The 23,578-nt window shown below is 41.0% G+C and carries 30 protein-coding genes and 1 pseudogene; 1 reads left to right on the forward strand and 30 read right to left on the reverse strand.

The genetic code is table 11. The annotated features are described in order from the left end of the window. Positions 1-68 precede the first annotated feature (68 nt). The 5 genes from PXY01_RS00710 to PXY01_RS22680 form a co-directional block, all read right to left on the reverse strand. On the reverse strand, positions 69-854 hold the full coding sequence (locus PXY01_RS00710) for an HAD family hydrolase (RefSeq protein WP_127566260.1): 786 nt from the start codon (positions 852-854) through the stop codon (positions 69-71). Between the two features lie 50 nt (positions 855-904). Next, complete coding sequence (locus PXY01_RS00715) at positions 905-1,408, reverse strand: hypothetical protein (RefSeq protein ID WP_127566262.1); 504 nt, start codon at positions 1,406-1,408, stop codon at positions 905-907. 52 nt (positions 1,409-1,460) lie between these two features. Then, positions 1,461-2,453 (reverse strand): aldo/keto reductase, encoded by a 993-nt coding sequence (locus PXY01_RS00720; RefSeq protein WP_127566264.1) that lies wholly within the window; start codon positions 2,451-2,453, stop codon positions 1,461-1,463. Between the two features lie 87 nt (positions 2,454-2,540). Further along, complete coding sequence (locus PXY01_RS00725) at positions 2,541-2,741, reverse strand: DUF896 domain-containing protein (protein ID WP_127566265.1); 201 nt, start codon at positions 2,739-2,741, stop codon at positions 2,541-2,543. Positions 2,742-3,069: 328 nt separating this feature from the next. Further along, on the reverse strand, positions 3,070-3,465 hold the full coding sequence (locus PXY01_RS22680; RefSeq protein ID WP_246027748.1) for a LysM peptidoglycan-binding domain-containing protein: 396 nt from the start codon (positions 3,463-3,465) through the stop codon (positions 3,070-3,072). A gap of 188 nt (positions 3,466-3,653) precedes the next feature. Here PXY01_RS22680 and lexA point away from each other — a divergent pair, with 188 nt between their 5' ends. Continuing rightward, on the forward strand, positions 3,654-4,277 hold the full coding sequence (gene lexA / locus PXY01_RS00735) for a transcriptional repressor LexA (protein WP_127566666.1): 624 nt from the start codon (positions 3,654-3,656) through the stop codon (positions 4,275-4,277). 225 nt (positions 4,278-4,502) lie between these two features. Here the strand turns inward: lexA and glnA are convergent, their stop codons facing one another. From glnA to PXY01_RS23210, 25 genes and pseudogenes are all read right to left on the reverse strand, one after another. After that, the gene (glnA, locus tag PXY01_RS00740; RefSeq protein ID WP_127566267.1) at positions 4,503-5,831 is read right to left on the reverse strand and encodes a type I glutamate--ammonia ligase; all 1,329 of its coding nucleotides are present in this window, start codon (positions 5,829-5,831) and stop codon (positions 4,503-4,505) included. A gap of 99 nt (positions 5,832-5,930) precedes the next feature. Beyond that, on the reverse strand, positions 5,931-6,341 hold the full coding sequence (locus PXY01_RS00745; protein ID WP_127566269.1) for a MerR family transcriptional regulator: 411 nt from the start codon (positions 6,339-6,341) through the stop codon (positions 5,931-5,933). Between the two features lie 63 nt (positions 6,342-6,404). Continuing rightward, positions 6,405-7,688, reverse strand: coding sequence for a methionine gamma-lyase family protein (locus tag PXY01_RS00750; RefSeq protein ID WP_127566271.1), 1,284 nt, complete (start codon positions 7,686-7,688; stop codon positions 6,405-6,407). A gap of 5 nt (positions 7,689-7,693) precedes the next feature. Then, the gene (gene hflX, locus PXY01_RS00755) at positions 7,694-9,004 is read right to left on the reverse strand and encodes a GTPase HflX (RefSeq protein ID WP_127566273.1); all 1,311 of its coding nucleotides are present in this window, start codon (positions 9,002-9,004) and stop codon (positions 7,694-7,696) included. A 25-nt stretch (positions 9,005-9,029) separates the two neighbouring features. After that, positions 9,030-9,482 (reverse strand): annotated as a pseudogene (locus PXY01_RS00760) (AAA family ATPase); the annotation flags it as partial. After that, a complete protein-coding gene (locus tag PXY01_RS00765; RefSeq protein WP_127566275.1) occupies positions 9,409-11,121 on the reverse strand; it encodes a recombinase family protein in 1,713 nt (570 codons plus the stop codon). The gene PXY01_RS00765 and the pseudogene PXY01_RS00760, both read right to left, overlap by 74 nt. Before the next feature lie 212 nt (positions 11,122-11,333). Then, positions 11,334-11,987, reverse strand: coding sequence for a hypothetical protein (locus PXY01_RS00770; RefSeq protein WP_127566277.1), 654 nt, complete (start codon positions 11,985-11,987; stop codon positions 11,334-11,336). Continuing rightward, positions 11,984-12,199 carry a hypothetical protein gene (locus PXY01_RS00775; protein ID WP_127566279.1) on the reverse strand — a complete coding sequence of 72 codons (216 nt, stop codon included), beginning with the start codon at positions 12,197-12,199 and terminating at the stop codon, positions 11,984-11,986. Before PXY01_RS00775 ends, PXY01_RS00770 begins: the two co-directional genes overlap by 4 nt. Further along, positions 12,200-12,457, reverse strand: a complete 258-nt coding sequence (locus PXY01_RS00780; protein WP_127566281.1) for a hypothetical protein — start codon at positions 12,455-12,457, stop codon at positions 12,200-12,202. 12 nt (positions 12,458-12,469) lie between these two features. Then, positions 12,470-14,755, reverse strand: coding sequence for a DNA polymerase (locus PXY01_RS00785; RefSeq protein ID WP_127566283.1), 2,286 nt, complete (start codon positions 14,753-14,755; stop codon positions 12,470-12,472). Positions 14,756-14,845: 90 nt separating this feature from the next. Beyond that, entirely contained in the window at positions 14,846-16,174 is a 1,329-nt protein-coding gene (locus PXY01_RS00790; RefSeq protein ID WP_164744255.1) for an ISL3 family transposase, read from the reverse strand. A 90-nt stretch (positions 16,175-16,264) separates the two neighbouring features. Next, positions 16,265-16,576: a DUF5634 family protein gene (locus PXY01_RS00795; RefSeq protein WP_127566287.1), complete on the reverse strand. Its 312-nt coding sequence runs from the start codon at positions 16,574-16,576 to the stop codon at positions 16,265-16,267. Between the two features lie 54 nt (positions 16,577-16,630). Beyond that, positions 16,631-17,575 carry a DNA cytosine methyltransferase gene (locus PXY01_RS00800; protein WP_164744256.1) on the reverse strand — a complete coding sequence of 315 codons (945 nt, stop codon included), beginning with the start codon at positions 17,573-17,575 and terminating at the stop codon, positions 16,631-16,633. Between the two features lie 93 nt (positions 17,576-17,668). Then, complete coding sequence (locus PXY01_RS00805; RefSeq protein WP_127566292.1) at positions 17,669-17,866, reverse strand: IDEAL domain-containing protein; 198 nt, start codon at positions 17,864-17,866, stop codon at positions 17,669-17,671. 205 nt (positions 17,867-18,071) lie between these two features. Continuing rightward, the gene (locus tag PXY01_RS00810) at positions 18,072-18,338 is read right to left on the reverse strand and encodes a hypothetical protein (RefSeq protein ID WP_127566294.1); all 267 of its coding nucleotides are present in this window, start codon (positions 18,336-18,338) and stop codon (positions 18,072-18,074) included. After that, entirely contained in the window at positions 18,329-19,273 is a 945-nt protein-coding gene (locus PXY01_RS00815) for a ParM/StbA family protein (RefSeq protein WP_127566296.1), read from the reverse strand. Before PXY01_RS00815 ends, PXY01_RS00810 begins: the two co-directional genes overlap by 10 nt. 149 nt (positions 19,274-19,422) lie before the next feature. Next, a complete protein-coding gene (locus tag PXY01_RS00820; protein ID WP_127566298.1) occupies positions 19,423-19,683 on the reverse strand; it encodes a DUF6440 family protein in 261 nt (86 codons plus the stop codon). An 81-nt stretch (positions 19,684-19,764) separates the two neighbouring features. Further along, the gene (locus tag PXY01_RS00825) at positions 19,765-20,361 is read right to left on the reverse strand and encodes a Gabija anti-defense Gad2 family protein (RefSeq protein WP_127566300.1); all 597 of its coding nucleotides are present in this window, start codon (positions 20,359-20,361) and stop codon (positions 19,765-19,767) included. Positions 20,362-20,612: 251 nt separating this feature from the next. Continuing rightward, a complete protein-coding gene (locus tag PXY01_RS00830) occupies positions 20,613-20,942 on the reverse strand; it encodes a hypothetical protein (RefSeq protein WP_127566302.1) in 330 nt (109 codons plus the stop codon). Positions 20,943-20,983: 41 nt separating this feature from the next. Beyond that, positions 20,984-21,361 carry a hypothetical protein gene (locus PXY01_RS00835; protein WP_246027749.1) on the reverse strand — a complete coding sequence of 126 codons (378 nt, stop codon included), beginning with the start codon at positions 21,359-21,361 and terminating at the stop codon, positions 20,984-20,986. Between the two features lie 3 nt (positions 21,362-21,364). Continuing rightward, positions 21,365-21,691 carry a hypothetical protein gene (locus PXY01_RS00840; protein ID WP_127566304.1) on the reverse strand — a complete coding sequence of 109 codons (327 nt, stop codon included), beginning with the start codon at positions 21,689-21,691 and terminating at the stop codon, positions 21,365-21,367. A gap of 318 nt (positions 21,692-22,009) precedes the next feature. After that, positions 22,010-22,234 carry a hypothetical protein gene (locus PXY01_RS00845; protein ID WP_127566306.1) on the reverse strand — a complete coding sequence of 75 codons (225 nt, stop codon included), beginning with the start codon at positions 22,232-22,234 and terminating at the stop codon, positions 22,010-22,012. A 33-nt stretch (positions 22,235-22,267) separates the two neighbouring features. Continuing rightward, entirely contained in the window at positions 22,268-22,540 is a 273-nt protein-coding gene (locus PXY01_RS00850) for a hypothetical protein (RefSeq protein WP_127566308.1), read from the reverse strand. 348 nt (positions 22,541-22,888) lie between these two features. Then, a complete protein-coding gene (locus tag PXY01_RS00855; RefSeq protein ID WP_127566310.1) occupies positions 22,889-23,134 on the reverse strand; it encodes a hypothetical protein in 246 nt (81 codons plus the stop codon). Positions 23,135-23,218: 84 nt separating this feature from the next. Beyond that, positions 23,219-23,458 carry a DUF1653 domain-containing protein gene (locus PXY01_RS23210; RefSeq protein WP_127566312.1) on the reverse strand — a complete coding sequence of 80 codons (240 nt, stop codon included), beginning with the start codon at positions 23,456-23,458 and terminating at the stop codon, positions 23,219-23,221. Positions 23,459-23,578 lie beyond the last annotated feature (120 nt).

A 23,578-nucleotide genomic window follows, 5' to 3' on the forward strand; every position in this document is an offset into this window, starting at 1 on the left:
ATTATTACAGCAATGAAAGCCCGCAACCAATTGGTTGCGGGCTTTTCTTCATAATGCGAGTCAGCTCATTATTCGATAATCGGAAGCAGCTGCTCCAGATTCGAGATTTCGTGTGTAGGGACAATTTCGTCTGTGCGCTTTACGCCGTGACGGTTGATCCATACCGATGTCATACCAACCGTGTTAGCACCAAGAATATCAGTCGTCAGCTTGTCTCCAACCATTACGCCTTCTTCCGGCTCGATACCGAGCTTTTCCATCGCATAGCGGAAAATCGACGCAGCCGGTTTGCCTTCGCCGAATGCTCCCGAAATGACGATGTGATCGAAGTAAGATACGAGATCCGGCACACCGTCCAGCTTTTCTTGCTGCAAATCAGGCGAACCGTTCGTCAGCAGCAGAAGCTTGTACTTGCCTTTCAAACGATCCAGCAGACGGAACGTTTCCTCATACACATACGAACGAGCACGGCGCTCCGCCGGGAACATCTCCGCAAGCTCTGCTCCTAGCGCCGCATCATTAACCCCCAATGCTGCCAAGCCGCGAGTCCAGGAATCACGGCGATAGCCTGGAGCGAGCGCCTGCATTTTACGGAACGATTCCAGCTCTCCGCCCGTGAAATTACCCCACAGTCCTTCGAATGGGTTAATGCCGATCATTTTCGTAAATGGGAACGTTTCGTAAGATTCATACAGCGCACGTGCTTCATTGCGTACCGCTTCCTCCAGCTTGACCGCGTCTACACCGGTTTTCTCAGCCGCGTAACGACAGGTCGCCTCGAACGCTTCCTTAACGCTGCGGTCGTCCCACAGCAACGTGTCATCCAAGTCGAATAATACTGCTTTTTTAGCCATCCTCTGTCTCTCCCTGATTGAGCATTCAACAATGATTGAACGATCATTAATTATTTATTATTAAAAGGCAGCTGATGCTGCTTAGCGAAAGCTTGCATACGCTCGGCAATCTGGTCTGTCGGATAACGATTGACGAACTGAGAGAACACCCAGTTGCCGCCGCGGTGACGTTCGATAACGACGTAGCCTTTGGAAACGTTAATCGCTTTAATATCGGACGCTTGCAGCGTTTTGAGTCCGGTGAACTTGCGGGTCTGTATATAGTTCGTTCCAACCTTAATGTGAGGGCGGCGCATGAACAGCATCAATGCAAGAAATAGATACAGACCAATGGTAACCCAATTAATCGATGCAATTGGCTCACTGCTGCTGCTGATCACGATGGTGTACATCGCTGTCAGCATTACAACAAGAAAAGGTCCGATATAGCTGCGGCCCTTGTATGTATCTGTTTTTTCCGCTGATGGTACTACGGACTGAAGGCCTTGCTTTTTACGCTGTTTATTGAGCTGCTTCATGTTATTACGTACTTTGCGTTCCCACGAACGTGACACGAATGATATCCTCCTTCAACCTTCTGCCTATAAGTCAAGCTGCAAATAGTCCTTATTTGAGCCCTCTGCTGAATTTCTTGATGAAACGTTTCGGATATTCGGACGGTAAAGAACTAACCTCGTCAAGCTTATCCCATATTTCCTGCGGCATCTCCCAGCCGATTGCGCCCATATTGTCTTCGAATTGCTCCAATGTACGGGCTCCGAAGATCGGCGACGTAATGCCTTTACGCTGCAGCAGCCAGCGAAGCGCTACTTGCGCAGTCGTACGTCCGAGCTCTCGGGCTGCTTGCTGTACAGCTTCCCGAATAACGAAATTGCGCTCCGTCCCACGAATCGCCCAGGAGCTTTCTCCGCCATTCGGATTCGCAAGCCGGCCTTCCGTAGGATGTTCTTTACCATAACGGTCCGTCAAGAACCCGCCGCCAATCGGCGCCCATGGAATGACCGCAATGTTCTCTTCAAGGCATAGCTCGAGAAGCTCACGATCCATATCACGGCTTACTAAGCTGTATTGCTGCTGAATCGAAACGAACCGGGCGTAATCTCGTGCATCACTTACAGCGAGCGATTTCATCAGATGCCAAGCGTAGAAATTGGAGCAGCCGATGTATCGCACTTTGCCGGAAGCGACAAGATCATCCAAAGCGCGAAGCGTTTCTTCAATCGGCGTTGCATGATCCCAAGTATGCACTTGATATAAATCGATGTAATCCGTTCCGAGCCGGCTTAGACTCGCCTCCACCGACTCAAAAATATGCTTACGGGACAATCCGCCGCCGTTCACATGATTCGCTGTAGGAAAACGTACTTTCGTCGCAAGAATTAGCTCTGGACGGCGCGATTTGATCGCTTTGCCCACAATCTCCTCTGAACGTCCGCCTACATACACATTGGCTGTATCCAGAAAGTTACCGCCGAGCTCAACGAATTGATCAATCATACGAATCGATTGCTGCTCGTCCGTCGTATTACCGAATGTCATCGTACCGAGGCACAGCTCGGATACGGCAATACCGCTATTCCCTAATAAACGATAATTCATAGGTTTCCCTCCTTAATATGTCTTTTCCTTTATCCATTTTATCGGTTACGTTGAATGAATCGTTCGCTCTATTAGTTATCGCATGAATTAATGCTTAATCCGCGGCTTGCCGCCGCTCTCATCTTCGCCTTCCCACTTAATGGAGTCAAGTTGATTGCGGAAATTGCCTTTAAACACTTCGAGGTATTTGCGCCGCAGCTGCGCACGCTCCTCCGTCTCCGCTTCAGTCAAGCCTACCGTTTTATGTTTACGAGACAATTCGTTAATCCGCGCAATGAGCTCTTCCATTATACGATTCTCCTTTCAGATCGGTCATGCAGCACTTCTTATTACTTTGACATTTTCGCTATTCGATTGTCAAGACGCCCACTAACGATTATAGATCGTCGCTGCCCTTGTCGTTCCTATAACAGCCTTTAATGAAATCAGCAATAAAACGAGCGACGGGCATTTATAGTAGAATACGTCTGAACATCCTACAACAAAAAAAGAGCCTGCTGGCTCCTTCGTCAATTGGATTGATTGATGCTAATGCGTATGTCATATCTCTTCACTTATATATCTTGTTTCATTATAGACCATGCTGCGTCATGGCTGCGAGCAGCCATAACTTAAATTAATTCGGAATAATTAGCTTCTGCCCCGACTGCAACATTTCTGACCTCATATTGTTGCGCTTCTTAATCTCGTATACTCTCTCACGTATATCTTTATCGCGTCCGATCGTTCTAGAAGCAATAGTCCAGAGCGTTTCCCCTGGCGCTACATATATAACGAGCTCGCCTTCCATTGGTTCAGCCGGACGCTCTACCGATGCATCTGACATCATGAGCAATAATCCGCTGAACAATAGAATGGCAAACCCGACCGCAACGCCCCATCTCAGAACGCTATAAATCCGTTCTGCTTTCTTCTCATTCGTTCGTCTCCCTTGAACCCGTCCTGTACGGCGGCGCACCGTCCTAGCCGAGCTATTGCCGCTTCTATAGTAGACTGCTGTCATCTCACTCATTCTCATCAACACCCCAAACGTTTGTTCTTATTACCCATAATATACCACGAACAATTGTTCGGGTCAACAATATTGCGGAACGTTTGTTCTCTTTTTGTTTACGAACGAATGTGCCCTCGAACTTATGTTTGTACGAACTCTGGTTCTGTGCTATAATTTGCTATAATCTTACCTTTGGAGTGATGATGGTGTCGAAGCTTTCCAACCGCCAGCAGGCAATTCTTGAATTTATCAAGAACGAAGTCCGGGATAAAGGCTATCCGCCTTCCGTTCGAGAAATCGGCGAAGCGGTCGGTCTCGCCTCCAGCTCCACCGTTCATGGCCACTTGGATCGGTTGGAGAAGAAAGGCTTTATTCGCCGCGACCCGACCAAGCCTCGCGCAATCGAGATTCTAGACGGCGACGTCGAAAGCACGGGCTCCTTCTCGCTTTCCTACGCCAAAGTACCGATCGTCGGTAAAGTAACGGCCGGCGTACCAATCACGGCAACCGAGAACATTGAAGACTACTTTCCGCTTCCGACACATATGGTCGGCGATCATGAAGTATTCATTCTGAACGTTGTTGGCGACTCGATGATCGAGGCCGGAATTCATGACGGCGACTACGTAATCGTGCGCCAGCAGCCTACAGCTACGAACGGCGATATCGTCGTCGCGATGACAGAAGATGATGAAGCGACGGTTAAGACGTTCTATAAAGAGAAGGATCACATTCGGCTGCAGCCACAGAACCCTACGATGGAGCCGCTCCGCTTGAAGCATGTGACGATTCTCGGCAAGGTTATCGGATTGTTCCGCGACATTCATTAAACGTAATACCTGTACTAGCCCGCATCGTTCCATCGGACAAGTCGATGAGAACAATGCGGGCTATTATATTACACCAAACTGACTTCAAGTACCGCTTCATGTAACGTTTATAAGAAATCAGTGTCAGCAATCAAGCAATGTCCATCTCACTGCTCGAGCATGGTGTTGGAGCGCAAGGCCAAATAAAAACACGGACGATGTCGAATCGTCCGTGTCGTATATGCCTTAATAAAGCGTTAAATATTGGTCGCGTTCCCATTGGTGAACTTGCGTCCGATACATATCCCACTCGATCTCTTTCAATTCGTAGAAATGAGCAAGAGCGTGATCGCCAAGAGCATCGCAAATGACTTCATTGCGCAGCATCTCTTGCAGAGCTTCAGCAAGATCGACAGGCAAGCTTGGAATGCCCTCTTCAATCCTCTCTTCTTCGCTCATAATGTATATATTGCGATCTACTGGTGCCGGGAGCGTCATCCGGTTTTTAATACCGTCAAGACCTGCTTTCAGCATAACAGCAAGCGCAAGATAAGGATTGGCAGCCGGGTCCGGATTACGCGCTTCCACACGAGTGCTCAAGCCGCGCGATGCTGGAATGCGAACCATCGGACTACGGTTGCTCGCCGACCATGCTACATAACATGGCGCTTCGTAGCCTGGTACGAGACGTTTGTACGAGTTAACCGTTGGGTTCGTAATCGCAGCATAACCACGAGCATGGTGCAGAATACCGGCCATATAATAGCGAGCTGTTTGACTTAGTCCAAGCTTATCGTTCTCGTCGTAGAACGCATTCTTGTCCCCTTGGAACAAAGACATATGACAGTGCATACCAGAGCCATTAACACCGAACAACGGTTTTGGCATGAACGATGCATGCAGGCCATGCTGACGAGCAACCGTCTTTACAACGAGCTTGAACGTCTGAATTTGGTCTGCCGCTTTAACTGCATCGGCATATTTGAAGTCGATCTCGTGCTGGCCCGGTGCAACCTCGTGGTGGGACGCTTCGATCTCGAAGCCCATCTCCTCCAGCGTCAGCACAATTTCTCGGCGGCAGTTCTCGCCAAGGTCCATAGGAGCAAGGTCAAAATATCCGCCCTGGTCGTTCAGCTCCGTTGTCGGATTACCCTTCTCATCTGTTTTGAACAAGAAGAACTCCGGTTCTGGACCGACGTTCATGGACGTAAAGCCCATTTCTTCCGCTTCCTTCAACGCGCGTTTCAGAATACCGCGCGGATCGCCTGCGAAAGGCGTTCCATCCGGCATATAGATGTCGCATATTAAGCGGGCGACTCTATCCTCTGTTACCCAAGGGAATACAACCCATGTATCAAGGTCCGGATACAGGTACATGTCGGATTCTTCGATCCGGACATAACCCTCAATCGAAGAACCGTCGAACATCATCTTGTTATCCAGAGCTTTCTCCAGCTGACTAACCGGAATTTCGACGTTCTTGATCGTACCGAGCAAGTCGGTGAACTGAAGACGGATAAATCTGACATTCTCTTCTTTCGTAATACGCAGGATGTCCTCTTTCGTATAGCCCACGAGATCAGCTCCTTCTTCGCATCAAAATTGATTATCGTAAAGTCTGTGGTACTCGCAGAAATAAGCACGTAAAACGCATATTCTTGAAATGATAGCGCTTTAATGCTTGTTATAAAAACGGGACAGCTGGCCTTGAATAAGCGAAGCTTTGCCCGGCCGCTTCTCTAACAGCTGCTGCTTCAGCATCCGATGAAGCTGGGCATCTGACAGCTCGCGGCGTTTCACTTCAGATTGCTCGTTCATAACGGTAGCTTCTTCCGATTCCATACTAAGCGGGTTCATCACTTGCTTGATGCCGGCGATATTAACGCCCTTCTCGATGAGTGATTTGATCTCCAACAGACGTTCAACATCATTAAATGAGAACAACCGTTGATTCCCCGACGTGCGAGCTGGAACGATCAGTTCATGCTGCTCATAGTAGCGAATTTGTCGAGCGGTTAAGTCCGTGAGCTTCATGACGATCCCAATAGGAAAAAGCGCCATATTTCTCCGTATTTCGTCACCCATTGTTCGCATCAACCTTCCAATACCCGAGATATGCCTTTATTGTAACGTTCCTAACATGGCACGTCAAGTTGTTGAAGGATTGATTGCAATAATTCCGCTTTCTGCCATACGGCTTAACGCTGTAAGTACACCAAATTTCACATGCCCATACGTCAAGCCGCCTTGCATATAAGCAATATAGGGTTCACGGATCGGTGCATCAGCGGAAAGCTCCAGACTTCCGCCTTGAATGAACGTTCCAGCTGCCATAATTACCGGGTGCTCATATCCAGGCATGTCCCACGGCTCTGGTACGACGTGCGAGTCGACTGCAGCGGCTTGTTGAATGCCTTGAACGAACGTAATAAGATGCTCTGCACTGCCGAAACGAATCGCTTGAATCAGGTCGGTGCGCGGTTCATCCCATGCAGGCTTCGTCTCAAATCCGAGCATTTCGAATAATGCAGCAGCGAATACTGAGCCCTTCAAGGCTTGTCCTACGATATGTGGGGCAAAATAAAACCCTTGGTACATTCCGCGCATCGTGTCGAGCATCGCTCCAACTTCCCCACCAATCCCCGGAGCAGTAAGCCGGTATGCAGCGGCCTCAACCAAATCCGCCCGGCCGGCAATATAACCTCCTGTTGCTGCAATACCGCCTCCCGGATTTTTAATCAGTGAGCCAGCCATCAGATCGACGCCAACCTCTGTCGGCTCTGTCAATTCCGTAAATTCTCCGTAACAATTATCGACGAACACAATGACATCAGGTTTAATAGCCTTGAGCCGGCGTACCATTTCTCCAATTTGCTCGACCGTAAACGACGAACGCCAGTCGTATCCGCGCGACCGTTGAATACCGACGACACGCGTACGTTCATTCATACGTTCCGCTACACCTTCCCAATCAACCGATCCGTCCGGCGTAAGAGCTACCTCTCCGTAACCGACTCCCCAATCCTGAAGCGAACCGGTTCCGTCTCCAGGCTTGCCGATCACCTTGTGCAGTGTATCATATGGTTTGCCCGTAACATACAGCAGCTCATCACCTGGTCGCAGCACGCCGAACAGTGCCGTACCGATTGTATGCGTACCGGAGACAAAATGCGGGCGCACAAGCGCTGCCTCCGCACCGAATACGTCTGCGTATACAAGATCAAGCACCTCGCGCCCACGGTCATTATAACCGTAGCCGGTCGAGCCGTTGAAATGAAAATCGCTTACTTGATGGCGCTGAAACGCTCGAATGACTTTCCACTGATTGCGTTCGGCCGTATAATCCAGCCGCGCAAAAATAGCGGAGACGCGCCGTTCGGCTGCCTCCGCCCAACTTTCCAAGTGTGTCCATACCGCATTATCTTGATGCATAACGATTATTTCTCTCCCTCTCTAAGTAGCCGCTGTTCAAGAAACGGCTCCAGCACTCGAGCATGCTTCTCGAAATCCTGCTTATTGACTTCCACTGTCATCAGGAGCCGTTCCCCGTCGACATCCTGACTCTTCACTTCACCTGTCCGATAGATCAATGCAATTAAATCGCCCCGTTCTGCCGGAATAACGAACGTACGGGTATCTCCTGCAAGCTTATCCTGCAACAGCTGCTTCAGTCTCTGCAGATCTGCTTCCTCATATGCGCTGACAACGATCGCATCGCCGCCATCGGGAAGCGTCATCCGCTCACCTGGTGGGCACAAATCTTTCTTATTGTAGACGACAATTGTCGGTTTGCCTGCTGCTCCGAGTTGATCGAGCACTTCTTCAACGACCATCATATGTTCATTGCGCGTCGGCGATGAGCTGTCTACAACATGCAGCACGAGGTCCGCTTCATTCACCTCTTCCAGCGTAGCGCGGAACGCTGCAACAAGATCATGGGGCAAATTTTGAATAAAGCCTACCGTATCTGTCAACACGATCTCTTTGCCGCTAGGCAGCTCAAGCGTACGCGATGTCGGATCAAGCGTTGCGAACAGTTGATTTTCTACATATACGTCCGCATCCGTCAGCTCACGAAGCAGTGTTGATTTGCCGGCATTCGTATACCCAACAAGTGCAACCTGTATGACACCGGACTTCTTGCGCCGCTCCCTATGCAGCTTGCGGTGGCGGACGACCTCCTCGAGCGAACGCTTTAGATCGGAAATCCGATCCCGGATATGACGACGGTCCGTTTCCAGCTTCGTCTCACCAGGTCCGCGCGTGCCGATGCCGCCGCCTAGACGGGACAAGTTTTTGCCATGTCCAGATAGACGAGGCAATAGATAACTTAGCTGCGCCAGCTCAACCTGCAAAATCCCTTCTCTTGTCTTGGCGCGCTGCGCGAAAATATCGAGAATGAGCTGTGTACGATCGATAATCTTCAGATCGAGTACTTCCTCAAGATTACGGACCTGTGCTCCGGACAGCTCTTGATCGAATATAGCCGTCGTCGCGCCGAGCTCCTCAGATATCGCGCGAAGCTCCTCGACCTTCCCTTTACCAATAAACCACTTCGTATCAACGGATTCTCGATTCTGAGTGATAGTTGTGAGTACTTCTACGCCTGCCGTCTCGGCCAGATTGACGAGCTCGTCAAGCGATTGCTCTGGATTCATGCCACTTCGCTTAACATCCGGCGTTACTAAGCTGATGAGCACCGCACGGTCCTTCATTCCATTATCCACTTCATGTGTAATATGTTTCATAGCTCGAAATCTAAGCTCCTTTATTTTACCCGGTTATACCTTCTCTTCGGCCGCTTCCGCCCGATGGCAGGTCTACTTTAAAATCTTCGGGGCGAATGGACATTAGCTCCAGCTTACCGGGAACACTGTTCGAATATTGGGTCAATAGCCGTACAGCTTGATGTCGGATCGCCTTCTCGATCATATTACGCACATAACGAGCGTTGCTGAAGGAGAATAGACTCATCTGTTTCTCCTGCATCAGATGCTGCCGCAGCTTGAACAGTGATTGCGGCAGCAAGATGTAATCCCGTTCCTTGGCCATAAGCTCAGCGATTTGCAGCAGTTGATCCACCGTATAATCAGGAAAATCGATCTGGATGGGGAACCTGGAAGGAAGACCGGGATTCGTAAGCAGAAAATGGTCAATCTCCGCTGGGTAGCCTGCCAAGATGAGTACGAATTGCGTACGCATATCCTCCATTGCCTTGACCAATGATTAAGTTTTTATGTGTGCCTATACTATTCTCTCCCTCTTCTTCGAACCATCTCAATTTAAGAACTGGTTCGATTGTGTCATCATGCAAAATCACTTTTTCGAAAATAATATTCATGATTTGACGTTTATCAGTTGATGTTAGCTCTTCTGACTTGAGTATCTTTTGATACTTTTCCAGTGTTTTCTGCATCGCATTAATCTTATCAGATTCTGCACTCTCAAACATCAAATGATCTCCAATAATGACTAATTCCCTTTCAATTTCCTCAACCTCTTCACGAACCTTAATTAACTTTTCTTCTAGTGCTTGCTTTGTCTTTATGATCCCTTCAGCATACAGATCGATATATCGTTCTATAGCAGCATTTTTCTCCTTAAGGTCTTTTTCTAAACTGACTTTCTTATTACGGAACTCCACTAACTTTTCCGTAGAGGAATTATCTTCGGAAATTTTCCTCAATAGTTCCTCTGGATTGCTAATGATGTCACACGCCAGATCCCACAATTTTTGGTCAATTTTATCAACACGCCAATTACGACCTCTACACACCTTATTAGACTCGCCATTTTCAAAAGCTTTTTTGGACTTTGCGGTACATGCGTAATACTTAATTAGACCTTCTTTTGTCTTTGAAGTTACGCCTGATGATACAGATGCTCCACAACGTCCACATTTCACAATTCCTTTGAGAAGATAGTCGTCTGAAGGTCTGCCCATTTTCGAACTATTCTTTGAGTTCTTCTTTAATTTAATTAGAATGCGGTTATACGTTTCTTCATCTATATACCGAGGGATGTCAATTTTGTACCATTCTTCTTTTGGTTTTTTTATGGTTGTTTTCTTCCCATGACTTTGTATTGTCTCAGTCTTACCATAAAAATAAGTACCCGTGTATAATGGATTGTTTAATATCCTACTTACCGTTGTTTGATACCATTTACTTTTCTTAGGAGCAGGATGCTTTCTGGACAGTATTCGTGCAATATCAGAACATGTCTTGTCTTGATTAAGTAATAAATCGACCATTTTGAGATACACTGCTTTTTCTTCTTCGTTTACCACTAACGTATCTAAGTCCTTGTCGTAAGTATAGCCATAACACCTATTCATTCCGGGAATTTTATTACTATTGACCATTTTTTTACGTCCGCGCTTGGTATCAGCGAGAATCTTAGCTTTATTATATTGAGCAACAGATCCTTGGATATTAAACATGAACATTTGTTCAGGGTTGTCTTTATCAAAGTCCATTTCAACAAAGTGAAGGTCGCAGCCCATCTCCCACACCCTATGGGCGATATTCTGTTGGAGATGGAGATAGCGACTCAATCTGTTTGGATGCAGGATAATGATACTTTTGCCAATACCCTTTTCAAGTAAAAACATCATATAGTTGAGCATCGGTCTATTGGGATTATCACCTGACTCTCCTTCTTCAATGCAAATAAGAAGTTCATCTTCCTCGATATTTAACTTAGTCTTTGCATGGAATATACAGCGTTCGATCTGAGTGTCAATTGAGTAATTATCGATCTGTCCATCAGAAGATACCCTTGGATAAATAATAGCCTTGATTTTTCCAATCAAGGCTTCAAGTTGTTGCCGATTAAGTTTCTCTTTATCTCGTAATATTATCAAACGATATCACCTTTCCAGTGACTTAGTTTTTATGTATGTATTATAACTTATTAGTCCGATTGTATACCAGTAGAATATTTGTTTAGTATCATCCTAATCCACTGCTCAAGTAAGGTATCGAATTCATTTTTAGATTCGTAGTGAATCTTACTTGAGAAACTAATCTTCATCTCCATATCGTTCTCATCGATCTTTTTTGCCATATGATCACCTCATAATTGACCATATGCAGTATTCAGATTGTCCGATTCATCGGACAAGTCGTCATTATTATACACCTGCCCAAATGATAGATCTGAGTTACTCATTTGTCTATTAATATCTTCCACAAACTTCTCAATATCATATGTATAATTAACTTTCTTGAGTCTGCCTTCAACTTTAACTCCAATCTGTCTACAGATCTCTCGATTAATACTCGACATTTTGCTTATGTTTGCATACTTTAAAAAGTCATCTATATGTACGAAGAAAACTTCATTAGGTTTAGGATTCTTTTTTGACTTATTAACACGATAATTTAGAACAAATCCAGATATAACACCATCCTTTGTTGATTCATGCATTAATGCCTTCACTTGATGAGGCTTAATCATGATGCCACTCAATTTATTTTCTGGGTTCTCATATGGTTTTGTACTATCGCTATACGGAATAAAACTTATGGATTCTTTCTGAGTGCTCTTTAGTTCCAATACAAACAAATGAGGTTTTGCATACAGAAGTGAGTCGTAAGGATTCTCAAGCGTAAACCTTGAAGAGTCATCTTTTTTCCATTTCATTGTGTCTGGCAGTCGATGATAATAGAATGATGTCTTCTCGCAACTTTCTTTCCATGACTGTTCAAATTTTTTTCCTGCGTTCAATCAGTCACCTCCTCTCCTGCAACTTTACGAACCACCTGAAAGTGCTCCATCAATATCTCTTTATCATCCAGTAATGCATCTCCGCTCAAGGTTTCTAAGTAATTGTCACCATGATAGATTTCTGCGTGAGTGACGCTGCAATATGTATATACCTCTTTCTCTTGTGCGTTTGGAACTCCAAATTCAAAGCGACTAAACTCAAATTTATCCATTTAAAATTCCTCCTGTAGTCCATAGCATGATTCAAATAGAGATATTGCACTGTATACAGCAGATTTACTCGGTAGTCCCATCAAGTCTTTGGGGCTTACATATCCTCTATATTTGATTCTATTTTCTGTGATTTTGTTGGCTGAGATGTGATAATTCATTGCATTTTCGTCACGGAATGAAAGTGTGATTTCATCGCCTGAATTGTCTAAATAGGTCAAGTAAATTCGCTTACTTTTCAACGTTTTTTGATTTTTCATTTATATCACTCCTTAACATATTCTTTCAAGATGAACTTCTTTTTTCTCAGCCCAACTCGTTTCAGTAAGTTCTAGATCTACAACTACAGGTACTTGCATCCATTCAACATCCTCCATAATTTGTTTTATATGTGGATAAATCCATTCCTCCCCATCGGCTATTAGAAATTGAATCTCATCGTGAATATTCGCTAATGGCTTCGATTTACAATTATTTTCTCTTAAGAATTTATTGATTTTGATAATAAAGTCTTTAAACATATCGGCACACGAACCTTGAACTAAATAGTTACCAACTTTATATGCTTTGTCAGTGTCAGTAAGATAATACATTCGTTTATACATATTAAGAGCATAATGTTTCTTTTGAATAACTTCTGAAACTTTTCGTTGATAATGCGCTACTTTTGGAAATGTGCTTGACCAGCCTTTAACTAATGCTTCAGCAATGTACATTTCAATTTCTAAGGCTTCTGCCGCTTTACTTGCACCGCCGCCATAATTACGCATAAAGTTGAACATTTTTCCTATGTATCTCCAAAACTTCTTGAAAGACTTTTCATCTACAGGTGCAGCATCGACATGTGTGTAATTCTTATATTTTTCTTCGCACTTATAATTCAAGGTAAGTAACGTATTATGAGAGGTTTCACTATGTACGTCAGTAGGAGTCCAAGGTTCTCCATTCTCTAATAACCAAGCAGAGTTGCCATTTTCGTCTTTTTCATTCCATCTAGCCCTGTTTTCCAATGTATCAAATTTGTACTCCTCACCAGTGTTATAGTGTTTACAATAGATCGGCATATAAGCCCTGCATAAGTTAACATCAGCTTCACCCAGTAAAAGTGTGTAATTGGCCTGCGCTCTTAACTCAATTTGAGATAAATCAAAATAAGCTATCTTTTTGTATATACCGCCCTCAGGAATAAATGCTCTCCTTGGAAAGAATATTTCCATTTCAATTGGAGCAGATCCCACACCGTGCACATCTTCGTATTTTTCTCCTTGCTCAGTTAAAATACGTTCTTTAGGAAACTGTTGCGCATCCGAACCAAGTCTACCTGACACAGTGTTAAATTGTCCGTACTGTGTATAAAAATGTCCATCATATTCCGCAACTTCTAAAATCCTTGATATGTATGTTGATTGCCACTTTTCTAGTCGCCTGAGTCGAGTTATTAACTGTGATACTCTATGTTCTTTTTGCCTCTTTAAAAATTTCTTATCTGTTGTGGCTGTCTCAATGCCCAATTCTTTCATAAAATAATCGGCTATTACTTTTGATTGAGCAACAGTGATGTATTCGCCAACAATCGACCACAATTCCTCATAGAGTCGTTGTATCTCATTATCGCATTTAATAAAAGAACTTCTGAGGTATTCCATATCAACTCTCATACCTACTCGTTCCATCGCAAGCAAATCAATAATTAATTTATTTTCCTGCTCAAGTATTTGTTTTTGATTTCGTTTCATTACTATCGGGTAGCACCTTGCTGCTAATTCTAAAGTGTAAATACCGTCACCAAAAATATATTCTCTCATTACAATCGGATCAACTTCTGCATAAGTTGCAGGAGGGTACTCTATAATCCAATTTTTATAAGTTTCCTCTACTTCTTTAGGAACTTCGACCCAGCGTTGATTTTTTTCTAATGTATATATATCGATTACACCGCGTTTCTTAACCTTGTAAACGTCTTTTAGTTTTCCAATGCCCCATCCTAAAGGTTTGAGTCTATTAATCAACACTTTACGTTTTTCATCATTTATTTTCTTCAATTCTTTCTTGACCGCTTTTTCAAACTCTTCTGCTAAAGGATCGATATATTTTTTAGACACTTCTTTTAGTCCTAATTTATCTCCACCGTCACGTGCTGAAACTGCATCAAACGAAAGTCTACATAGTCCCATTGTGTCCATTATGTTAGTTAATTCGAAAATCCCTTCGGCGTTGCCGTTTAAAGCCATATGTAAATCATATTTTATATTATGTCCAAACAAAATTTTTAGTTTTTTAGATAACTGTATCACTTGATTAAGAAATTTAGGATTGTGGTTAAATGCAAATACTTTACCTTTGAGACTTTCAGTTTGTTTATTCTTAGGCAAAAGGTATCCGAATACCCACATAAACGGCTTATCTTTCTTAATATGCAAGCCTGTTGTCTCAGCGTCCAGTACACCTACTGTCGGAGAATCTTGTTTGAAAGATTGCTCCAATTCTTCAAAATCCTCTATCCAGTGTTTTTCATACTTCGTTGTTATTGCTGTTTCTAATGAAGGTTTTATAAGCAACTGTCCATCACCCTTTATCACCTGTTAAAACTACAATTTGATTATCTATTATTTAATTTGGCTATTCGGATTTTAGTGTGTGAAGAAAGGCTATATAAGCCCCTCTTCAATGAGTCGTACAATTGTGGAAATGTCTGCTCCAAGGTTTCTCGGCTCCTCTGGTTTACCGAATGTGTTCCAATCAATATTAGGTAGCGGAGCGTGGATAAGACGTTTGGGCATTGTGTAGCCTTTATCGTATTTAGGTATCTCAATCCTATCGACACCTTTTGTGAAAATCATTTTTGCTCTCAACGCTTCAAAACTGTATCCACGACCTGTACGGTATGCCACCTTAATCAAGCCATTCAGAGCCTCTGTATAGGCGTTTGTAATGTGTTTGTGAGTGAAGTAGTTGAATATCTCTTTCTCCCAATTTTTGAGACTTGTGAGCAAATCTTTGAAGTATGGTCTCAGTTCATCTGGGAACCTCTCCTTCCACTCGGCATACCACTTGAAGGCATCGATGTAGTCATAATCATACATTTCAAACAAGCCTTCTTTAACCTCATAAGCCTTCGCCAATATTGGAAACTGCTTACTCCAACGCTCCAACTTTTCTTTCTCAAAATCGTTTAGATTGGCTCTGCGTTTCAATAGCACAAACCGTTCGTGCATTAGTTGCTTGCGCTCTTTTGCGCTCAATGTTTTACGATTTTCAAGTCTAACCTTCTCCAAGCCTTCATTCGCTTTCTTTACTACGTGAAACTTGTCAATGACTATCGGAACCTTTGGAATGACAATCTTACAGGCACTCTTATATGGTCGCCACATATCCATTGTGACCAATTCCACTCTTTCGATTTTAGGAAGTGCTTGAAGGCGTTTTACAACGGTTTCTAGAAGTCTGTCGCACACTAGGTCAATCATTGTATTGTTCTCTACGTCAGTCAGTACAAATCGTTCATCATTTAGCAGATGAACCTCGTCCATACCTAGCCAACGTGGTGCTTCTATTACCCTTCCTGCTTCTAAAACGGCAACATAATCATTGAATATGTTGCGTATGGTCTTCTCGTTGACTCCTACTTGCGTTGAAAGCTTTACAAAGGTGGTTTCTAATGATTCTCTTTCAATGTGTTCTACAAGCCTTCTGGTGGCTGTACGTTTGTCGTCCATATCTGGAAGAGGTTCCATAAAGGTTGAAGAGCAACTTTTGCACTTGTAGCGTTGGCGTTTAATCCATATTCCCACACGCTTACCGTGCATTGGTATATCCCAAAACATTTGCTTGATAATACCGTGCTTATGATGCTCGGTAAATCCACATTGAGGGCAACGTAATTCGCTGTCTAAAACGGTTTCAGCGTGTATGCCGTAGTCATATTCGTTCTCTTTAACATCGATTACTCTCAAATGCGGAAGGTTTAGAATATCCAATGGAAATCCTCCTTTAAGGGTAGCTTCGAATAATTCTACCACCATATCACGAGAATTTCCACAGTATATTCCGATTGTAGATAACTTTCCTTATTGATTCTCGTTTATTTTCTTCAATCCTATTATTTCAAATGCCTCACCTAATGTTCTGCATTCATTGTTGATAATTTTCCCGTCCTTTGAGATAGTCCAAACTTTCGTTGTTTGTGAAATTTCTCCACTCTCATTGAAAACGTATGGCATTTTGATTTGAAACTTTTTGTCAATTGCGTATCCAAGCCACAAAGATTCACCTTTTTGTTCCACATAGACTTCGCAAGATTTCGCATTATAATCATTGTTTATAGCCCTTGCAAATCTTTCAATATCATTCATTACAACTTCACGAGAAAAGAAAATCATTACAATCACCTACCATTTAGAGTGTGTTGCTTCTAAATTATACTTGTAAGGCAATCAGGGCTTCAAGTTATCTTTCAGCAGTAAGTTTTCAAAAATGCATTCAAGTACAGATACTGTTACAGAATTGCCACTCATTTTCCCAATCTGTTCTTTTGTAATCCCATTTTTTAACAACTTATCAGCATATTCTTTTTTGAATCCTTGTAACGCCAATAGTTCTCTTGAAGTCATAACCCTGTATCCTTTTTCGTCTTTGACAAAGTTTTGAGGGTTAGATAAATTACCTTGCTTGGTAGTTTGACAAATAATAACATCAGCATTCAATGAACTGTATTTCTTTTTTAGTCGAAATTCAGATATGTATTTCATTTGTTTATCAGTGTTTATGTAATGTTCTTGACTTACTTCATCATCATAATAGTCGCTGGCTTTCTTTATTAGTTGTATTGGATTGGGGAATGCAAAACTTCCATCATCTATGTCTTTTCTAATACTAACGATAAAAAGTCGATTTCTACTATGTGGAATTCCATAATCTTTACTATTTAACACTTTCCAATATGTATTGTATCCAGCATCATCTAGAAGTTCGACCATCATATCAAATTGATGAATTAGATTATTATTAACTAATGCTTTAACATTTTCCGCTATCATATATTTAGGTTGTTTATACTTGGCAATACGTAATGCATCAAAGAACAAGCCGCTTCTTGTTTTAAGACCTTCTGAATTATACAACCCATCTTGTTTACCCAATGCTGAAATATCTTGGCACGGAAATGAATACGTCATTAAATCAAAATCTAAAAGTTTATGTTCTTCAACTTTCGTGATGTCTCCCAAATTTTTCGACTCTTCTACATCGTGAATGATTGCATACGATTTAGATGCTACCTTATCAATTTCACAGTAATTAACTAACTCAAAATCAACTCCAATATTCTTTAACGCTTCTTCATACGCACCGATTCCCGAAAATAAACTAAGCAATTTCAATAACAACACTCCTACATCTATTATTTTTATTTTTTATTTTTTACACAGGATAATCCGAATTTAGATTTCTTGATACATAGTCTCTGTTTTCTATCAAAAATGCTCATTTCCACACGATTTTCCGATTAGCCTTGAATTTTTCACACTCAATTTTGCATTCGTTAGTTCTAAAAACCATTCCCTATCTTTAGTTGATAGCACAATATCGATTAAGTCATCTAATTGGTTCATATCCATACCATCAACATCCAATAACTCAAGATTGTAATTGTAAGCATCTATTTTAGCCATATTTAGATCTTTTATTTTGGGGTAGGTTTGCATGATTGAATATCAAGGAGCAGCAGAGTTATCAAGAATGTAACCAATCTTAACCGTACCGTTACTATAACTTGTTTTTATTTTAACCCAATCACCATTCTTCATCCTACTCTCCTCCTTTATTAAAACGGGACATTTCAATATGTATAGGTAGGCAATTGCCCACCATTTGAAATCATGCTTCATCCAAAAATGAATCTAGATTATTCTCTAGTTCCTCATCACTAATTTCGACTTTCTTTAGTATAGGTTTTACTTGAGTTCCTCGTTCAACTTTAGATGGAATTTCATATTTAACTTTAATCGTTCCATCCAATCCAAAATACATTCGTAATGCTGCTCTAACAATATCGGCAGAATCCATAAACTTAGGAAGGTTATCGAATGCTTCTCTTAAATCATCGTCTTTACCTTTTCTCAATCTCGCTTGCACTATTTCCATGTACGAACACCTAACTTCTCATAACCTCTTATCTGTGACAATTGATCAGCAAGAAGTTTATTAGGTAAGTCTAAATGTTCGTATATCGCGTGTGCAGCACCACCTCCGATAAGGTAATAGTCGAAGTGAAGATTTAAACTGTCGATCTCATTTTGAATTTGCATAGCTAATCCTTTAAACGCTCTCTGGATAAGTGGTGTAATATCTACTCCCTCATATATTCCACTTATCACATATTGGTCTAATTCATATCGAGCTGGTGACTTACCAAATTGATTTTGAATGTATTGTTCGAGTAATTTATAGGCTGAATCAACTCCCAAAAAGGCAGAAGTGGACTCCTTCATAATTTTCATCGTCTCTAGTCCGAGCAAGTTTAATGTGTAAAAACCAAGATCAATGACTAATATACGTTTCTTAGCCACTTCTTTGTTCTTAAGTGATCCATCGTTATTCAATAGGTAATCCATTGCAATGCCGTAACCCTGTGGGACTATTTTAATCTTTTCAATTCTCGGTCTAACTGAAAATGGATTATTGTTCGATAACCTTATTTTATATTTTTCACTTTCATTAATACCGTTTATAACGTTAGCCATATCGTCCTTCTGATTAAAGTAAAACTTAACTGGGAGACCAGTGATCGTATTCACCGCTTCATTCTTACTCAGATAGCCCACAGCAGCCTTCATGAATATTTCACTTACCCATGCATCAGACTTGTTGTTTTTCATAGAGAAGAACTTGAGATTGCTGTGTCGTATTGCTAAGTTACCTACAAAATATTGCTCATCATAGATCAAGTCATTTGCTTCATAATTCTGTTCGAACATTGGAGTCGGCTCCCCAATTATTGACTGTTGTAAGAAGATCCTGTCTTTGAACTTACCTTTAGTCCAGCCGAAGCCTAAATCGAACACGCATATGTTGCTCATTATACAACCTCCCTAGTTTCATTTGTATTCGCGGATCGCTCAGAAGCACACGATAGCATACAATGTATACAAATTCGTCTAAGGAGATTGTACCATAAACTTATGGATATGTATATTGTGATATTTTGCTTTAATAGGTTAATGAGATGTTATCTATTACACATTACGTCACCACTACTGTCTAACCTAGGATGCATTGCTGCTTGATATATATCAGAAAAAATGAGATATTGACAACCTGTTTCAGTGTCTTCAATAATACTTATCCCACTGGATTCAACTTTTTTACTAAAGCCAATTCTAATTAATGGATCATTTTCGCTAACTGTCGAATTGACAGGTGTTGCATCATAACTACTACAAGCAGTTAATATTAATGTGAATATTAGAAACGTAATAGATAATTTCATTTATTCACCTCTTGAAATTGTATATTATCTTATTTCTCGTTTCAAAAAACCCTTATATTTCAAGGTTTTTCAAACGTCTCTTTAGTCAATGTATTGTATTTCCGAACGAACTACATCTGGATTTTCAATAACGGCTTCAAGAATGCTTTGCATTGTGCCAGAACATGCCGTATAACCCTGTTTTGTATATTTTATCATTCGTCTCATTGTGGCTACGCCGTATGTTAATTTATGTAGCGCCAAACGATTACGACCAAGATCCCATAAAGTATAGTCTCCGCAATAAAGGTATTCCCCATCATAAGCAAGTTGCGTGATGGTGAAATCAAACGAGTCTATTAGATCTTCTGGATTCTCATAGAAAGCAATTTTTATCAATTGAATTATGTATGATTTTTTACCAATCTGATATGTGTACGTTTCCTGATGGTCATTTGATGCTGTCTTATTTGCTCCGCTGGCAACTAACTCTTCTCGAAATTTTTTTAATTTCTTTCCCGAAGAGAAGAAAAAGTCAAAGTCAGAATCAAGTTCGTGTGACACCAATGTTCGCCGTAATGCCCCACCACCAAGCCATACACCATCTCCGAGTTCGGGTAACTCATCAAGCACTTTAAACAATTCCATTTCTTCGATGTTAAAGTATCGTTCAAAAAAATCATTCGCATTATATTTCATAATTTTATAATCTCCTTTTTAAAATGACATTTTATCAACTTCGATTAATTCCAACAATATGAATTCCTAAGATGCTTAAAGTCATTTTTTATCGCATTGATCTTATGTAGATAAATGTCTGCATGACTATAATTCCAGAATTTATGTGAAACTGTATTTTTTGATGATATGATTGATATTTTCTAAGAAGTTCATTTCTCTTTCCATTTTCCAACTCCACTTGCTCTATTAAAATCTAGCTTTTAAGATCTTCAATCTTCCTCAGCAATCACGCATGGAAAATCGACGCTATTTTTCTGATTTATTAATTCTTGAATCGATTTATAAAGATAATCATCTAAGTCGGCGCAAGTTTTGCAATAATCTTCATCATAACTGTGACAACGAATATCCTTCCCATCCATCTCCTTTTGAGTAAGTCGACGAATAGTAATTGTATACGTATCATCTTCACCTTCACTTAACTCCAGACCGTTATCAAATGCGTATTCTAGATTATTTTCTTCTTCAAGGAACAGATAGTAAGCCTCATTCTTACTTCTGGCTGCTATGATATATCCATTAACTTCGTATGCGTTCATCTCTTAACAGCTCCTTAAATTTTTAACTTTCATAACATTAATTAATTCCAAGACTCTTTCGGATGAAACAAGCACGATACAATGTATGGCTCAAGCTCTTCACCTTCAGTTTCACTATTCTGAACAAGCATAAACATGCTCTTGATACGATGACGTTGTGGCAGTTCCTTATATAGTGCATCATAGCTGCTCATGTCTGAAGGGATCTCGATGTATTCGCTAGTGTAATATTTGCCGCTAGGTTTAAAATATGTAACTTTGACTATCTTTACTTCGCTATATGGAACATATTTAATCACATCTTTAATTTCATCATTCGTATTATCATCTCGCCACCAGTCATAATCCTCGCCTTTTTGCCATATGTCGTTTGCCGTTCTTTGTGTATACATAATATTTTTCGTTATAATTTGCCACATTATCTACTCCTTAATATTCAATATTACAATCTCAGATCCAAACGCTTGAAATGCAGTCTCGCTAGGTTTTTCAACCTTATATTTAATCTTCTTGTCTTTTGTTATCTCAAATTTCGTTTTACATCCAAGAGTCGTATGCCAGTTAAAATACACATAATAAGTTTTATACGGATCTCCTGCCTTAATAACAATTCCCTTAAGTCTAAATATGTCTTCGACTGCTGTCCCGCTAATTGGAGCAATGTTCCCAATGCCAACTTTATTACTTAATAACTCTTCAATTTCTCCCCAACTTCCGTCATTCCATCTTGCCAATTCAGTAATTTTCATTTTTCACCTCTTAAAATTAACTTTAATGCTCTCATTAAAAATAGAACCTCAAGATTTATCGGTATCTATTTCGTTGCAAATGCGTTCGAATTCATCTTTATCAATAACAACCATCATGACCACCGCGTTTTTCTGAGATGCTTTCAATCCCCATCCACTTTCAACTCTACAAGTCAATTCATCCCATTTCTTTCTAACCTTAAATTCCGTTAGTTGATTAATGTAGACACCTGATTTTCCATTATCTTCTAGTCTTGAAAACACACTTTTAACATCTGACATATTGACTTAGATTTATCATTTCTAATAAAATTAACTTTAATTATCTTCTATTAACATAATTGCCAATCCATCGTCATCGTACTTTCGAAGTACTTTATAGCCCTGAAGTCGTATTTGTTGAATGGTCATTTCCTGAAAGCCTTCGTCTGCAAAGTGGAATTCTGGATCGCATATGTAGGAGTTGAAGCCTTTCTGTTGCATTCGCTTATACATCATAACAAATGAGGTTGCAAAGCTTTCTGCTCGTTCAACTTCTGTCACGATTATTCTCCTTCTCTTGAAACTCACGTTTAGTTATTCATTTATCAATTTTACGTATTTAAGAAACTGCTCAACCTGGATATAGTCATAACATCTAACCGATTTGCCATTATCATCTATCCAGTAATCGATTCGAATTAACATTCCATCTATCTCAATACTATGAAATGTAAAATCATAACTATTATCTTCAAACACCAATTCTCCTATATCTAATTTCTTTCCATGCCACTGATTATTAAGTTGATATTTCATGTTTTCGACTATCTTGTTTAGTCCGTGTATATGACTTAATTGCTCGATCAATGTATTTATCCTCCCATCGCCATTTAAAAATCACATTTTATTCTATTGTAATACCAAAAGACTATCTTCATGACTTCTTCAAATAACGTGTTTTTAGTGGTAATATTCAGGCATAGATCTTTTTAGTGTATCGATGATATAAGGAATTGGATCTTCCGTCGACCTGATATGTGTATCAATTTCTAAAAGAACACTTTCTAGTCTTGTTATCTCCGCCAGTAGAACATTGATATTAATTCGGTCTGTATTGTCCAATGGATAATATGCGTAAGATTCCTTTATTTTTCGCACCTTTGAGTTCAAAATTACCCTCACCTTTTCGCTCTTTATTTATTGTGAAATGGGGTTTTATTGCAATTTACTTTTAAGCTGATTGATCTCATCTTTAGCAAAATGCCTCCACTCTGGAACATATTTATCCATAAGTTTTGAATAATTGAGGAAAAGATTTATATATTGTTCGATAATCTCGATCTTTGCTTCTTTTTGCTTTCCAAGATCATTGGCCACTTCGACAGCCCACTTATTGAGTTCGTGTTGGTCGATTGGAGGAAGTTCGTTATGCTTGATAACGTGCTTAGTTATTTTGTTCATCGTTAAAAGTCTCCTTATCATTATTATACTATGGTATGTTTAAATCTCGCAAACTCTTTATCTAACTCCGAACAGTCTAGCTCTCTACTCATAGTATTCCTCCATTAATTCAAATCGATATCGCTGACCTGTCGGGTTTTTAGCGACTTCCTCTACTTCAGACAGAAACATGTCCATTGGCCGTACAAATGTTTCGTAGTCACCGTATAAAGCGTGGTAAACAACCATCTTTTCTGCTGTTTCGGTGTGCCACGCAAGTGCTATAACGTAGTACAAGTTACCTTTGTAATGTCGGTATACCGAATGTATCTGAACCTCTCTCATCCCTGCTCACCGTCCCTTTATTAGACCATCAATCTCATGTGTTGGTATAAAACTGCTGTAACATGGTACTCCGTCTATAAAGTGACCTATTTTAATCTGCTTATCTAATTTAGTCAGTTC

The organism is Paenibacillus xylaniclasticus, assembly GCF_004001065.1.
Classification (GTDB): Bacteria; Bacillota; Bacilli; order Paenibacillales; family Paenibacillaceae; genus Paenibacillus_T; species Paenibacillus_T xylaniclasticus.